The organism is Rhizobium sp. R693, assembly GCF_002211315.1.
Lineage (GTDB): Bacteria > Pseudomonadota > Alphaproteobacteria > Rhizobiales > Rhizobiaceae > Rhizobium.
Window position 1 is genome coordinate 245240 of record NZ_LOKY01000046.1, and the last position, 14625, is coordinate 259864.

The window sequence follows — 14625 nt, forward strand, 5'->3', positions numbered from 1 at the left end:
TGCCTTTCAGGCCGCCTTTCCGGCGTCCATCTGTTCGAAAACGTGCTTGGCGATCTTGATGGCGTGGTTGGCGGCGGGAACGCCGGCGTAAATTGCCACGTGCAGCAGTGCCTCGCAGATGTCGTCTCGTGAGGCGCCGGTATTGGCGGTGGCGCGCACATGCATCGCCACCTCGTCATCCTGCCCGAGTGCAGCAAGGAGCGCGATGGTGACGATCGAGCGCTCGCGGCGCGTCAGCGTCGGGCGCGACCAGACATGGCCCCAGGCAGCTTCCGTGATCAGATCCTGAAAGGGCCGGTCGAATGGAGTCGAACTTGCTTCGGCACGATCGACATGGGCATCGCCCAGCACGGCTCGACGTGTCGCCATCCCTTGCTCAAAACGCTCCGATGGCTCGTGGAGTTCACTCATGGGCTCTTTTCTCCATGCAATGCAAAATCGATGAATGCGCGGATGATTGCCGTCAGCGCTTCGGGCTGCTCCACGCAAGGGATATGGCCTGCGTCGCGAATGATCTCGAAGCGGGCGTTGGGAATGAGCTTGGCAGTCGACTTCACCAGGTCAGGCGGCGTCGAACCGTCCTGATCGCCAACGACGCAGATCGTCGGAACGCTTATCTTGGCGGCGGCCTCCGTGTAGTCGGCATCCCGGATTGCCTCGCAGGTGGCGAGATAGCCTTCCACCGGCTGGCGAACGAGCATATTGGCGTAGCCGTGATAAGCCGTATTCTCGGGTCGCCGGAAAGCCGGCGTGAACCACAGCTTCATGACGCCATCGACAATGCCGCCGATACCCTTGCCGGCCACGGTTGCAATCCGCGTATTCCAGCTTTCATTGGTACCGATCTTGTGGGCAGTATCGCAAAGGATCAGTCCCTGGACCATGTCGGGACGGGCCTTGTAAAGCGCCTGAGCAATCAACCCGCCCACCGAAAGCCCGCAGATGATGGCCTGCTTGACCGCCAGAAGATCGAGCAGTCCAGCAAGATCGGAAGCATGATCTTCGATCGAATAGGGAACCTGACCGACATCGGAGAGCCCGTGGCCACGCTTGTCGTAGACTACGATCGCGTAATCCCCGGCCAGTCGCATAATCACGTCGCGCCAGATGCGGAAATCGGTGCCAAGCGAATTGGCAAAGACAATGACCGGCTTGTCGGCGGGACCGCCGATCAGCTGATAATGGATCGCGATGTCGTTGATACGAGCAAACTGCACGGCGGATCTCCTCTCTGCACCGATCCTCACCCAAGCCGCAATCGACTGGACAAAGGAGTCTGCACAGACCCAAGTTCAAATTGGATGTTTCGTCTGGTTAGGTAAAATGATATTTCGTGGCATTTCAATAACTCCGGAGTTATGAAAACCATGATCGACAATCGCGTCAAGTTTCGTCATCTGCAGACATTTGTCGAGGTCGCTCGCCAGAAAAGCGTGATGAAAGCAGCCGAACTGCTCAATGTCAGCCAGCCGGCGGTGACGAAGACGATCCGCGAGCTGGAAGACGTGCTGGGTGTTGCCGTATTCGAGCGCGATGGACGCGGTATCAAGATCACCCGGTATGGCGACGTCTTTCTCCGTCACGCGGGGGCGGCGCTGACAGCACTGCGCCAGGGGCTCGATTCGGTTTCGCAGGAACGCTTCGGCGAGGCACCGCCGATTCGCATCGGCGCATTGCCGACGGTATCGACGAGGATCATGCCGCGAGCGATGGAGCTTTTCTTGAAGGAGAACACCTGGAGCCGCATCAAGATCGTAACAGGCGAGAATGCAGTGCTTCTGGAGCAGTTGCGTGTGGGAGATCTCGATCTCGTCGTCGGGCGTCTGGCCGGCGCCGAAAAGATGGCGGGCTTCTCCTTCGAGCATCTCTATTCGGAACAGGTCGTCTTTGCCGTGCGTACCGGACATCCGCTCCTGAAGTCGCGCCAGTCCCTGTTTGCGAACCTCAGCGAATACACAGTGCTGATGCCCACACGCGCCTCGATCATTCGCCCGTTCGTCGAAAGCTTTTTGATTGCCAACGGCGTGGCGAGCCTGCCAAACCAGATCGAGACGGTTTCGGATTCCTTCGGTCGCGCCTTCGTACGTTCGAGCAACGCCATCTGGATCATCTCCACGGGCGTCGTCGCCACCGACATTGAAGATGGTTTGCTTGAAGTCCTGCCGATCGACACCAGCGAGACAAAAGGGCCGGTCGGGTTGACGATGCGCACTGACGCAATCCCCTCGCTGCCGCTCGCGATCCTCATGCAGACGTTGCGGGAAGCGGCAACGGAGGTTGGCGCGAAAGCCTAGCGACCCTGTTCCCGATACGGCCTGCGTGGTATCGTCAAGCACGTGCAACTGCGCGTGGGAGCCACACTATGGGAAGTGCAGCCGCATTACACGGAACCTGGCGAATGGTGTCTTGGAAACGCAGGATCTTAGCGTCCGGCACCGTTTCAGACGCGATGGGACCAGACCCGGTCGGTTTCTTGTCGTACCAACCCGACGGCAGAATGATGGCATTGGTCGTCAGCAGCGAACGGCCAGTCTCCAACGGCAAGATGCCAACAGATTCCGAAAAGGTTGCCCTCTTTGATAGCATGCTCGCCTATGCCGGTACCTACACCTTCGATAACGGCCGCGTTATCCATCATGTCGATGCCAGCTGGAATCCGGCATGGGGCGTGACTGACCTGATTAGGCCGTTCTCCATCGACGGCAGCAGGCTGTTGATCAGCGGCGCGCCGGGCGTGGATCCCACGACTGGTGAGGAAGTCGTTTACGAACTCGAATTCCGCAAGATCTGAGCGGTCCGCCGAGCGCCGCCCAATGCCTCCAAAATTGGCTAGCTGCGGGCGGTTGACGGCATAAGCGACGCATGCTCCTTCTTTCGACATGGTCGTCTGCGAAGAGAGCTTCATGTCCAGATTCTTGAGAGATTTTGTGGCGAGCGGTGGAGGCGAATCGCGGCCCGGCTTGCGCAACGCAGCTTTACGCCTGGCCAACTCAATTTTCGTCGAGGCTTGCAGTGACCTACCAGGCTGATCGCGACCGTACCGCGCAAAAGACCGGATATTTCATCAGTTTCCTGATTCTGGCTTTGCTGGCCGGCTTGCCGATCGCGGTCTGGATGGATGTCAGCACACTCTCGCAAAACACCGTGAAACGCCAGGCGCAGGACATGAGTTCGCTGATCACGAGCATCCGTTCCTACTATGCAAGCAATGTGGTCGGGCGCGTTTTGGCGGCACATGCCGCCGGCGGCGACGTCGGCACGGTCGTAACGCATGATTATGCGGACATACCGGGCGCAATCCCGATCCCAGCGACGCTTTCGCTCGAACTCGGCGATGTCATCCGGCAGCAGCAGGCAAACATCACCTATCGCTTCCTCTCCGACCTACCCTTCAAGCGGCGCGCGCCGCACCCTCTAGACGCTTTCGAAACGAGCGCTCTGGCGGCCCTTCGCGCCGATCCCAAGCAGATGCCGACGGAAATCAGCCGTAGCGGCTTTACGAACACGTTTCGGCTTGTGACCCCGGTCGTGATGGGCGCGGCATGCGTCACCTGCCACAACACCCATCCGGAAAGCCCGAAGACAAACTGGAAGGTAGGCGATGTCCGCGGCATTCAGGAAGTGATCATCAGGCAACCCTTCGCGCGCAACGTCTTCGCGTTCAAATACCTGCTGCTGTATTTCCTTTGCATGGCGGGACTTGGCATCGGCTTCATCGTCTTCCAGCAGCGCCAGAGGGTCTTGATCCAGGGCGTCAACCGCGAGCTGGAATCGGCGAACGAATTTCTGGCCAGCGTTTCCATGAAAATCTCGCGCTATTTGTCGCCTCAGGTCTACAAGAGCATCTTCAGTGGCCAAAAGGACGTCGTTATCCAGACCGAGCGCAAGCGGCTGACGATTTTCTTTTCGGATATCAAGGATTTCACGGCGACCACCGAGCGGTTGCAACCGGAGGCGCTGACGGAAATGCTGAACGAATATCTGACCGAGATGTCGGCTATTGCGCTGAAGCATGGCGGCACGGTCGATAAGTTCATCGGCGACGCCATGCTGGTGTTTTTCGGCGATCCGGAAACGAATGGCGCTGTTGACGACGCGAAGGCCTGTCTGCGGATGGCTGTCGACATGCAGCGTCGCCTCGGAGAGCTGAAGGAGAAGTGGCGCCTTGACGGCACCGAGGAACCGTTCGTCGTACGAATGGGGATCAATTCGGGATATTGCAACGTCGGCAACTTCGGCAGCAACGATCGCATGGACTACACGATCATCGGCGCAGAAGCCAATCTGGCCGCGCGGCTGCAATCCATCGCCGAAGGCGGAAAGATCGTGATCAGTTACGAAACCTACGCGCTCGTGAAGGACATCGTCGATGCAACGCCCTTGCCGCCGATCACCATGAAGGGCATTCACCGCGAGGTGGTGCCTTACGCCGTCAACGGATTGCTGGGTGGCGACCGGAACCTGCGTGTGCTGAGCGAGCACTTTGCTGGCCTCGACCTGCACCTCGATCTGGCGCAGCTTGACCCGGATGAGCGTGAACGCGTGCGTGCCGCGCTTGCTGAAGCGATGGCCGCGATCGACGCCCAGCCGCCCCGCACCTCCTGATACCTTGCAAAAAATGGGGCGAGAAGCGGTGGGACGCATTAACCACCGCCGCTCTCCATGTGCCCTTCCGTGGATAGCGGAAGAGACCTAGTAGGGAAGGCCGACGTAATTTTCCGCAAGCGACGTCGAAGCTGCGCGTGAATGCGTGAGATAGTCGAGTTCGGCTTCCTGGATCTTTTGGTCGAAGTCACCGGTATCAGGAAACCGGTGCATCATTGTGGTCATCCACCAGGAGAAACGAACCGCCTTCCAGACCCGGGCGAGCGCCCTTTGGGAATAGGCGTCGATGCCGGCGTTCGAACGATCCTGGTAGTGTTCGATGAGGCCAGAAAACAGATAATGGACATCGCTCGCGGCGAGATTGAGACCTTTGGCACCGGTCGGCGGAACGATATGGGCGGCGTCGCCAACAAGGAACATGCGGCCGAAGCGCATCGGTTCGGCAACGAAGGAGCGAAGCGGCGCGATCGACTTCTCGAAGGATGGCGCGGTAATCAGCGCCTCGGCGTGGTGTGCAGGCAGACGTCGGCGCAATTCGTCCCAGAAGCGGTCGTCGCTCCAATCCTCGATCCTTTCGTCCAGCGGACACTGGATGTAGTAACGGCTGCGGTGCTCGGAACGCATGGAACAGAGCGCAAATCCCCGCGGGTGGTTGGCATAGATCAGCTCATGATTGACAGGAGCAACGTCAGCCAGAATTCCAAGCCACCCGAAAGGGTAGACCTTCTCGAATGTTTTCAGCGCTTTTTCCGGTACCGCCTTGCGGCTGGTGCCGTGAAAACCATCGCAGCCGGCAATGAAATCGCAATCGATGCGCTGGGTTGTGCCGTCCTTCTCGTAGGTGACGTAAGGGGTCGCTCCATAAAAATCGTGCGGCTGGACGGTCGCCGCCTCGTAGATCGTCAGCGCGCCGCTGATTTTGCGTCGCTCCATCAGGTCGCGGGTGACTTCCGTTTGGCCGTAGACCATGACGCGCTTGCCGCCGGTCAGGCCGAAAAGGTCGATGCGGTGATCGCGCCCGTCGAAGGCAAGTGAGAAACCGTCATGGGGCAGGCCTTCGGCATGCATGCGCGTGCCCGCCTTTGCTTCGTCGATCAGGCCGACGGTGCCTTCCTCCAGCACACCGGCGCGAACGCGGCCAAGAATGTAGTCCTTTCCAACACGGTCCAGGATGATGTTGTCGATACCGGCCTCTGTCAGCAACTGGCCAAGCAAAAGCCCCGATGGACCAGAGCCGATGATGGCTACCTTGGTGCGCATGGTGTCCTCCCTTGTCTTTTGTCAAATTGTGACGAGGCGGGGAGCAATCAACAATGGACAATTCCGTCATGAAATTGCACTAATCGAACACACGACGGGCAGAGGCGGAAATGACGAGAAGTGTTCCGACATACGAGCTGTACGGCGAGAATACCGGTAGAAGGCCGGATTTTTGGCTGCATTGCGAAACGATTCCATCCCGCAGCAGCCTGCACCACTTTGAGATCCGGCCGCATCGCCATGACAGTTTCTTTCAGATATTGTACATAGATAGCGGATCCGGCGAGGCGATGTTCTCAAATGCCTGGCGTGCGATCAAAGCGCAGTCGGTGATCACTGTTCCTCCGGCCCTCGATCACGGTTTTCGTTTCTCCAAGGACATCGACGGCTTCGTCATTACGGTATTGAGCTCGCACCTGAAGGCAATTCCCGGCGATCGCAGCCGCCTTGGGGAGTGGATGGCATCGCCGCATCTGACGAAACTCGACATGGAAAACGAGGACGCACGTTACGTCGCGGCTTGCCTGAAGCGGCTCGGACACGAGTTTTCACAACGGCGGGCGGGACGCAATGATCTGCTGGAGTCTTATCTGACCTCGGCTTTGCTGCTGACAGCGCGCCTCTCTTGCGAAAGACAGGAAGACCAGGCGGCTGTCGATGAAAACGAGCGCCGCATGGAACTGCTGCACGGCTTGATCCAGCGGCATTTCAAGTCACATCAGCAGGCAGCTTTCTATGCCAACGCGCTCGGCATCTCGCCAACACATCTGAACCGGATCGTGCGCGCCACCACCGGCTTCGGCGCTCACGAACTCATCGCTCGCAAGCTTCTCGATGAGGCAAAGCGCGAGCTGGTCTTCACCTTTGGCAGCGTTCAGGAAATTGCCTATCGCCTCGGTTTTTCGGATCCCGCCTATTTCTCGCGCTTCTTCCTCAAGCAGGCTGGCCAAACGCCCCGGTCATGGCGCATGGCGGAGCGTGCCAAGCTCGGCGTCTAGCGCAGCACCAGACGCAGCGCCTTTTGCGTCTCCTTAAGCAGCGGCAGGTAGCGATCCGGCATTTCGGAAGCCGGCGCGTGTGCAGCCGGTGCGCCGATGTTGATTGCCGCCACCGTCTGCCCGCGATCATTCACAACGGGAACTGCAATAGAACAAAGGCCGATCTCCAGTTCCTGGTCGATCACCGCGTACCCCTGCTCGCGCACGCGGCGAAATTCCACCACCAGTTCCTCGACATCCGTCTTGGTGTTCGGTGTTTTCGGCTTGAGGTCCGTGCGGGCGAGGATCGCTCTGGCGTCAGCCTCCGGAAGCGCGGCCAGCAGGACACGCCCCATCGAGGCACAGAAGGCGGGAAGACGGCTACCAGGTGTCAGGTTGATCGACATGACTCGGCGCTGCGAGGCGCGGGCGATGTAGACGATCTCGGTGCTGTCGAGCACCGAGGCAGATGCGCTCTGCCCTGCTTTTTCCGACAGCTGATCGAGATGCGGCTGAATGAGAACGGGCAGGGGCGTTGCCGAGAGGTAGGCATGCCCGAGCCGCAGGATCTTGGGCGTCAGGGCGAAGAACTTGCCGTCGTAATCTGCATAGCCAAGCTCGGCGAGCGTCAGCAGCGACCGGCGTACTGTGGCCCGGTCGAGCCCGGTCAACTTTGCAGCTTGCGCGATCGAAAGGCGCTGGCGCGTCTCCTCGAAGGCTTCGATGACCTTCAGTCCTCTAGCAAATCCGCTGACGAAATCAGTCTCGCGCATGTTTCTCCGATCTGCTCCGCCAGGCTGCCTTGCATTTGCATCCTCTGGTCAAGCCTATTGCCAGGCTTTCAGTTCCGCATTGTGAAGTTTTCGAAGATTCTCGCAGCCACCCAGCTCCCGTGTTGTGCTCGTCGCCCATTCCTTTACCTGCTGCTTAGACAAAGACAGGTTTGAATCGCCGCCTTGCGCCAACGCCTTCAAACTGGTTCCTTCCATCTTGCCGATCGAGATTTCCACCTCCCGATGAACTTCCGTTTCAGGGCCGCAACCTTCGCCCTTCAGATAATCGAGGAACTTTGGGCGCCCAGCCCCATGAAATGAGTCTCAATCTGCTCGCCGGGACCAAAGCTTGTTCTACAAAAGCGCGGCGAATCCCCATGCGCAACGGATACAGGTGAGCACACGATGATCATTGCGCCAAGAAAGCGATACATCTGATTCTTCCCGAGATAGGCTTTCTGTCCAAATAGCAGATATCGGCCGTTGCCGCATCTGCAACAGCGGCACGATCGCGATCCCAGGTGCCCGCGGCAAGGCGCCTCCAATCCTGTCGCTCGATCTTGAACGGCTTGCGGCGGCTATCGTCAATGAAGCCGAACGGCTCAATCAAGGAGCTAATATAAGCGCCTTCATCGCCTACGTGCGCGGGCGGTCTACGCCGAAAAATTCTAAACATTTGGCTGAACAGGTCGACAATCCGAATGAGCATTCAGTAATTTGCCGAGGGGAAATCCGGTTTGTCGATCGCTAGGCGGAGGAAATATCCATAATGAAGACCGATACACTGGCCCTTCTGATTGACGGGGATAACGCTTCTCCCAAGATCATCACCGGCCTTCTCGCTGAGATCGCCGATTATGGCATCGCGAGCGTCAAGCGCATTTACGGCGATTGGACGAAGCCGAACCTCAATGGCTGGAAAGAGTGCCTGCTCGAGCATTCCATCCAGCCCGTGCAACAGTTCGCCTACACGACGGGTAAGAACGCGACAGACGGGGCGATGATTATCGACGCCATGGACCTGCTCTACACAGGGCGGTTTTCCGGCTTCTGCATTGTATCCAGCGACAGTGACTTCGCGCGGCTCGCGGCGCGTATCCGCGAACAGGGAATAACGGTCTATGGTTTTGGAGAGCGGAAAACCCCCCGACCCTTCATCACGGCCTGCGACAAGTTCGTGTACGTGGACGTCCTCGGTGGCGCGACCGCAGAGCCTTCGAAAGAAAAGTCGTCCGCGCAGACGAAGGTTGCGGACACATCCAGCAAATCCGTCCTGGCCCCACCGAAAGTCGAGCCGGACAGGCTTCCACCTGCGCAGGGCGGCGCGGCAAGTGGCAAACTTGATGGCGTTGCACTAAGCATGCTTCAAAAGGCCGTGGAAGCTTCGGCGGATGAAGACGGTCGCGCCAATCTCGCGCGTGTCGGTGACCACTTGGCCAAGCAATCCCCTGACTTCGATGCCCGCAACTACGGATTTGCGCGACTGTTCGATCTCGCAAAGGCGTCGGGCATACTTGACCGTCGAGCGCATGGGAGAGCACCCGAAGGTGGTCATGGTGCGGCTCAAGAAACGATAGGTCCGCTGCGGTCATCGGCTCACCAGAGTCAGCGTTGGCCGACGGCAATTGTCTCTTCCGGTCCCACGCCAAGGCACATTGGCTTACAAGCAGGCATGAAGACTTCGCCTCCATCAAAATGATGGTGGTGCCCCGCGTTGTGGCGTCAACCCATGGGATGATAATTTAGCCAACCGGAATGTTTCGGTGGGGGACATTACCATGAGAAAATTTCTTTCAAGTTTTGGTGCATTGGCGTTCTTTCTATCAGGCATCAGCGCATACGCCGTGGACCTTCCAGCAGGTGCCAAGAAGGTCACGATGGAAGAGTTCAAAGCCTTTGCTGACGGCAAGCATGTGAAGGTCGAGATTTTCGACCTGGAGAAGCCCGTGACCGCTGATCTGGTATGGAGTTGGAGGAAGGGCACGATCACCGGCAGGGCCAACGTGGACGGCAAAATGATGGACGTGAGGACCAAACTTACCTTCAAGGACGGCAAAGCATGCTCGAACGGAAAAGGCGAGAAGCCAAGTTGCCACTCGATCTATATTGACGGCAACAAGTTCTATGAGGTCCGCGACGACATGAAGGTGCATGCTGTTTCGACGGTAGGGTGAATCTTCCCTGAGGGTCGTGGCAATCACACTCGCTTCCCCTGCCGAACTGGATTTGGTCGGGTCGTTCCAAATGCGCAGGCCGCCCCTCGCGCACGACTTCACGCGCCTGAGCCAGCGGTCTCACCACTTGCTCCCCCTGTTTCACGACCTCGACAGCAACGCGCATTGAGCTGCTCTTTGATTTCGGTCAAAGACGATCGCGATAAGCGCGCTAGTGTGAGGCGGTTCGGTTACGACCCGTTCCCGAGCATGCCAGAGAGCCTGGCCCGCCTTTGTCAAGTTAGGCGGGTCAGTCCCCGATCAGGGAGTGCGAAAATGTCTGTCAGATTCATTACGGCATTTCTGAAGTCTTCAGGCGATTGCGGTATCGTAGTGCTGGAAAGCGATGGTGAACAACGCACCGTCATCGTCGACCGGCAAGCGTTGCTGAATCTTGCGACACCGCCCAGGGCGGATGAATGCCGACTTCAGCAAAGCGTTGGACAGATCTGCGAAATTGCCGCTGCGAAGCTGACGCAGCGCAAGCTTGGCCCGTTCGAGCGTATCGAAATCTCCGGGAGCGACGTAGAGACCTGGAACCAGAGACAGGCGTTCCATTAGGATTGAGGCAAATCGGAACGCAGTCGTTGAGTTCCTTGCGAGCCGGCCGAACAGGTCGTTTCGAAATTTGGAATGACGCCGGGTGCAATGCAAGACCACATGAAGAGGGGCGCGATCGTGAGCGTTGGCTTGTCTCTTCGCCTGGGTAACCGGACATGGCGCGCTGTCCTCGGCCCCGATTTCGTGATCGCCGAGGAAGAACAGCTCTGGTGTTCTGCAGGCAGACGTTAAGCACGAGGGAGAACGCGAGACAACGCCGTCCGGGCGGTAAGCGCCCGGGTCACCAGTTAGCACGGCCAATCCAGCAGTGATGGTGGATTATTTCGCAGGTTTGCTATTTGCCAAAAGGAACGGGCGCCGATCGAGTTCGGTCGTTCTGAACGAACTCCTCAGTCGCAAAAGGTCCTTGCGCGCGATCAGGCCGACGAGCTCTCCGGATTGAGGGTCCACAATCGGGACTCGACCCATGTCGGATGAAAGCATGAGGTCGGCTATGAAACCGACAGTATCGTCGGGGTGGCCAACAGGGATCGAGTCATCCGACACGCTCTCGCCGAGCGTTTGAAGCGCGAGTTCGCTGTCGTCCTGCCAACGCAGGACATCCGCGCGGGTTACGATGCCCGCGATAGCGCCATTCTCGTTCACGACAGGATAGACACGGTGGACATGCTCGTCCCGCGAGAAGAACGAGCATGTATCGCCGACCGTCATCGATACGGACAGGGTATCGACTTTCGCGATCATGATGTCCCGCGCTCTGGTCAGTTCGAACGGATCCACTCCATATTCCCGGGTAATGTGTTGGCCGCGGCGCGCGATTTTTTCCGTCAGGATCGACCGCTTGAGGAGCAGGACGGTAACGGCATACGCGGAGACGGTGGCGACGAGCAGCGGCACCAGAGTGCTTGAGTCGCCTGTGATCTCAAAGGCGAAAAATGTGCCGGTCAAAGGCGCTCGCATGGTGCCACCCATCATGGCAGCCATTCCCAGGAGAGCCCAAAAACCCGGCTCTCCCGGAAAAGCGAGACCGACAAGCCAGCCAAGCGCTCCGCCGAGAATGAGGAGAGGCGCAAGAACACCGCCCGAGGTTCCCGACGAAAGCGCGATCAACCAGATGGCAGCCTTCACAATGAGAATTGTCAGGACGGCTTTCGCCATAATGTGGCCTGCCAAGAGATCAGAAATGATATCGTAGCCGACTCCGAGGGCGCGCGGCTCGATCAGTCCGCCGAGCCCGATGAAGATACCGCCCAATGCAGGCCACCACATCCAGTGGATGGGAAGCTCCTCGAAGGCATCTTCGATCTTGTAAAGCAACGTCGTGAGCAGCCCAGATTGCAGACCGGAGACGAGGCCCATCAGCGCGCACAGCAGGACGCCCCACCAGGGGAAGTTGATATGGAAATTCGCCGGAAAGAGCGGACCGCTGCCGAAGAGAAAAGGTCTCCAACAGATGGAGACAGCCGCCGCAACGGCAACAGGAATGAAACTGCGGGGTTTCCACTCGAACAGCAGTAGCTCAACAGCCAACATCACCGCAGCGATCGGCGAGCCGAATATCGCGGTCATGCCCGCCGCCGCGCCCGCCACCAGAAGCGTTTTGCGCTCCGCCGCACTCATATGGAAGAACTGAGCGAAAAGCGATCCGATGGCTCCGCCCGTCATGATGATCGGGCCCTCCGCGCCGAACGGTCCCCCGGTTCCGATCGAAATGGCCGATGATAGCGGCTTGAGGAGGGCGACCTTCGGCGACATCCTGCTGCCGCCGATCAGAATGGCCTCGATCGCCTCGGGAATACCGTGGCCGCGAATTTTTTCCGAGCCAAAGCGCGCCATCAACCCGATAACCAGCCCGCCGATGACAGGAGCCGTGACCATCCAGGCGGACCGTGAAGCGTTCGCGAGAGACGTCGGTTCCACGCTGAGATTTCCGAACCAGACAATATTGGTAACCAGGGAGATCAGATTGACCAGCAGCCAGGCGGCAATTGCTCCGCCCGTTCCCACTATGACGGCCATGGCGACCAGAAGGACGACCCTTCTGTCGGTGGTGAAATCCCCGGCTTCCCTACGAGCCAAGCCGCCGGTGAAGTCGTGAGGTCGGTTTTTCGATGCGAAAGTCGTTTTGGACAATTTCCTCTCCACCAGGGCGCAAGCTGAGCTGGTGGCGACATATATCGTGGCACGATATAAATCAACTCGGATTTTGGCGTAAGCGGCCGGCTCCCTTAGGCGGCATCCGTAACGTGCAGCCGCGTAAGTCAGGCTCACCCAGGAAGGGCCAATACAGGCTGACAATCTTACCCCGGATTTCGCCGAGTATCCCGTCAAGATGGTTAGCGAGAGAATGGGACGCAATGTCCCAGTCTACGGATGAAAGGTTCTTACGCTCCTCGATGAGCCGCGCGCGTTCGTTCTCCATGCGACAACGTCAGAAATAGTTCGATCGTGGGGAGTTATCGGTTCCATGATGATTTCCTCTGCGCGGCACTTATCCAGCACTTTTCGCGGCAGTGCTTGCGCCTGAAGCCGCGTCACGTGTGTGAGTGCCAGTATTTAGCGCTCCGCTTTGTTGCCTACTTGAACAATATCGCATTACGATATATATCTTAATCTCGATCCCATTCTATGGTAGGCCCAGATGGCAGCAGATCTTGAAACACTCAGAGTGGACCTAAATGAGTTTCAGAACCGGCTCGAGAGCTTCGGACGCCGCCAAGGCCGTCCCGCTTGGAGCGCTTCCACTCTGTCCGACCCGCTATCGGAGCGCCATGAGCGCCTTCGTAGGCGTCTCGACATGCACCGGGTAGACGCCAAGCTCTTGTGGTTGGAATGGCAGTACGACATTTCGCTGCTGGCCGAGGACTTTCGTCGTTGGCTGGGCCGGGTGGATCGGGGTTTTAAAAAGAAGCAGTAGCGAGTATCCCGATCCACACCCCTCCACGCAAAGACCCAGGGCAGCCGGCCCGCATCTGCGACTGCAAGAGTGGAATAATTGGCATCTTCCGTTTTTGCGTGTGTCCGGCAATCCGTTCACGCCCAGTTTGGTTGCCTTCCCAAATGTGCGGTCGTTTCGCTTGGTATCGACTGAAACCCTTTCAACGTGTACGACGTTTCAGTAACATACGATCCGCGTTTTGCCCTCCGGGACCATTGATTTATGAAACCTGCAGAAGACCGGTTGACCGCCGTCGATTACAAGGCACTCGCCGATTTCCGACATGCGCTTCGAAAGTTTCTGGATTTCAGCACCTCCGCGGCGCAGAGGGAAGGCGTACCGCCGCAGCAGCATCAAGCACTATTGGCGATCAAGGGGGTTAACGAGGGAGAGGTTCTGACAATAGGCGCGCTGGCAGAGCGATTGCTCATAGCCCCCCATACGGCCACAGAACTCGTCGGCAGGCTCGTGTCCGGAGGTTATCTCACCCGAGAAACCGACAGTACCGATCGGAGGCGGCAGACTTTGCACCTAACTCCATTCGCTGAGGAGGTATTGCAAAAGCTCAGTTCCGCCCACTTGCACGAGATACGCGAATTGGCTCCGCACCTCATCCAGATACTTGATCATTTCCGACCCTCCTGACTTGGGGCGAGCGAAATCACAACCGGCGTGGAACGTCGTGAACCTATGCTGAAGGCAAGAGCGGACGACCAAACGCTTTCCCAATGCATAAGACCACGACAGAAAATTTTCTTGGCCGCCATCCCAGTTTCTCCGACGCCTCGTGTCTCCCTAGCCCGCCTGGAGGTTCTTTCCCCGAAAGCCTTGTAATGCCGGAATATGCCGGATTAGACCTGTCATACCGGACTATACCGCGATAAGCGCTTCAATGCCGTTTTTCCGGAAAGCCTTTTACGCCACCCAAGCCTACGCACTATCCTTCAGGTGCGGCCACGAACGATGCCACGAGGTCCGCCGGCAGGACCGCATCGATCAGCGGGAGGCGCGACACCAAAACTTCAAGCGCCCGACGGCGCTCGCGATGCGCGAGGAGACGCCGTTTGGGCGGGGCGTCGAACGCCTATGACCCGCATCGCCGGCGCCGAGGACGGCGAGGACGGCGAGGACGGCGAGGACGGCGAGGATGCAGGGGAACTCGTGCGGTGTCACGTGAAGAAGGGACGACCACCACGCCGACGAGCATTTCAGCTACAACGACCGCTGTCTTCCAAGATCACAAGCCCCGCCCCAGGCTCACTCGTCACATAATGTGCGATATACGAACAAATATCAAT

General features: G+C 58.4%; 15 protein-coding genes and 1 pseudogene. 10 read left to right on the top strand and 6 right to left on the bottom strand.

Features of this window, described 5'->3' with window-relative positions; all coding sequences use genetic code 11:
- Positions 1-6: 6 nt before the first annotated feature.
- Complete coding sequence (pcaC, locus tag ATY79_RS25740) at positions 7-411, bottom strand: 4-carboxymuconolactone decarboxylase (protein ID WP_088705323.1); 405 nt, start codon at positions 409-411, stop codon at positions 7-9.
- Positions 408-1217 (bottom strand): 3-oxoadipate enol-lactonase, encoded by an 810-nt coding sequence (gene pcaD, locus ATY79_RS25745; RefSeq protein WP_088705324.1) that lies wholly within the window; start codon positions 1215-1217, stop codon positions 408-410. The genes pcaC and pcaD overlap by 4 nt, the downstream gene beginning before the upstream one ends.
- Before the next feature lie 150 nt (positions 1218-1367).
- Between pcaD and pcaQ the strand changes: the two genes are divergently transcribed.
- The 3 genes from pcaQ (at position 1368) to ATY79_RS25760 (ending at position 4605) form a co-directional block, all read left to right on the top strand.
- A complete protein-coding gene (pcaQ, locus tag ATY79_RS25750; RefSeq protein WP_088705325.1) occupies positions 1368-2294 on the top strand; it encodes a pca operon transcription factor PcaQ in 927 nt (308 codons plus the stop codon).
- A gap of 68 nt (positions 2295-2362) precedes the next feature.
- Complete coding sequence (locus tag ATY79_RS25755; protein ID WP_088705326.1) at positions 2363-2791, top strand: lipocalin-like domain-containing protein; 429 nt, start codon at positions 2363-2365, stop codon at positions 2789-2791.
- A 221-nt stretch (positions 2792-3012) separates the two neighbouring features.
- The gene (locus ATY79_RS25760; protein WP_088705422.1) at positions 3013-4605 is read left to right on the top strand and encodes an adenylate/guanylate cyclase domain-containing protein; all 1593 of its coding nucleotides are present in this window, start codon (positions 3013-3015) and stop codon (positions 4603-4605) included.
- Positions 4606-4692: 87 nt separating this feature from the next.
- Here the strand turns inward: ATY79_RS25760 and pobA are convergent, their stop codons facing one another.
- On the bottom strand, positions 4693-5865 hold the full coding sequence (gene pobA, locus ATY79_RS25765) for a 4-hydroxybenzoate 3-monooxygenase (protein ID WP_088705327.1): 1173 nt from the start codon (positions 5863-5865) through the stop codon (positions 4693-4695).
- Between the two features lie 110 nt (positions 5866-5975).
- On the opposite strand from pobA, the gene ATY79_RS25770 reads away from it, so the two are divergent.
- Entirely contained in the window at positions 5976-6863 is an 888-nt protein-coding gene (locus ATY79_RS25770) for a helix-turn-helix domain-containing protein (protein WP_088705328.1), read from the top strand.
- Here the strand turns inward: ATY79_RS25770 and ATY79_RS25775 are convergent.
- On the bottom strand, positions 6860-7615 hold the full coding sequence (locus tag ATY79_RS25775; RefSeq protein ID WP_088705329.1) for an IclR family transcriptional regulator: 756 nt from the start codon (positions 7613-7615) through the stop codon (positions 6860-6862). The two genes, ATY79_RS25770 and ATY79_RS25775, sit on opposite strands and share 4 nt — an antisense overlap.
- 54 nt (positions 7616-7669) lie before the next feature.
- On the bottom strand, positions 7670-7852 hold the full coding sequence (locus ATY79_RS25780; RefSeq protein ID WP_088705330.1) for a hypothetical protein: 183 nt from the start codon (positions 7850-7852) through the stop codon (positions 7670-7672).
- A 175-nt stretch (positions 7853-8027) separates the two neighbouring features.
- Between ATY79_RS25780 and ATY79_RS30665 the strand changes: the two genes are divergently transcribed.
- The 4 genes and pseudogenes from ATY79_RS30665 to ATY79_RS30670 all read left to right on the top strand — a co-directional run bounded on the left by ATY79_RS30665 (position 8028) and on the right by ATY79_RS30670 (position 10389).
- On the top strand, positions 8028-8366 hold the full coding sequence (locus ATY79_RS30665; RefSeq protein WP_141105767.1) for a hypothetical protein: 339 nt from the start codon (positions 8028-8030) through the stop codon (positions 8364-8366).
- 18 nt (positions 8367-8384) lie between these two features.
- Positions 8385-9192: pseudogene (locus ATY79_RS25790) on the top strand (NYN domain-containing protein).
- Between the two features lie 201 nt (positions 9193-9393).
- Complete coding sequence (locus tag ATY79_RS25795; protein WP_088705332.1) at positions 9394-9789, top strand: hypothetical protein; 396 nt, start codon at positions 9394-9396, stop codon at positions 9787-9789.
- Positions 9790-10104: 315 nt separating this feature from the next.
- Positions 10105-10389, top strand: coding sequence for a hypothetical protein (locus tag ATY79_RS30670; protein WP_141105768.1), 285 nt, complete (start codon positions 10105-10107; stop codon positions 10387-10389).
- A 318-nt stretch (positions 10390-10707) separates the two neighbouring features.
- Here ATY79_RS30670 and ATY79_RS25805 read toward each other — a convergent pair whose 3' ends face one another.
- A complete protein-coding gene (locus ATY79_RS25805) occupies positions 10708-12522 on the bottom strand; it encodes a chloride channel protein (protein WP_088705334.1) in 1815 nt (604 codons plus the stop codon).
- A gap of 508 nt (positions 12523-13030) precedes the next feature.
- On the opposite strand from ATY79_RS25805, the gene ATY79_RS25810 reads away from it, so the two are divergent.
- Both ATY79_RS25810 and ATY79_RS25815 read left to right on the top strand, forming a co-directional pair.
- Positions 13031-13306 (top strand): hypothetical protein, encoded by a 276-nt coding sequence (locus ATY79_RS25810; protein ID WP_141105769.1) that lies wholly within the window; start codon positions 13031-13033, stop codon positions 13304-13306.
- A gap of 243 nt (positions 13307-13549) precedes the next feature.
- On the top strand, positions 13550-13972 hold the full coding sequence (locus tag ATY79_RS25815; RefSeq protein ID WP_088705336.1) for a helix-turn-helix domain-containing protein: 423 nt from the start codon (positions 13550-13552) through the stop codon (positions 13970-13972).
- Positions 13973-14625 lie beyond the last annotated feature (653 nt).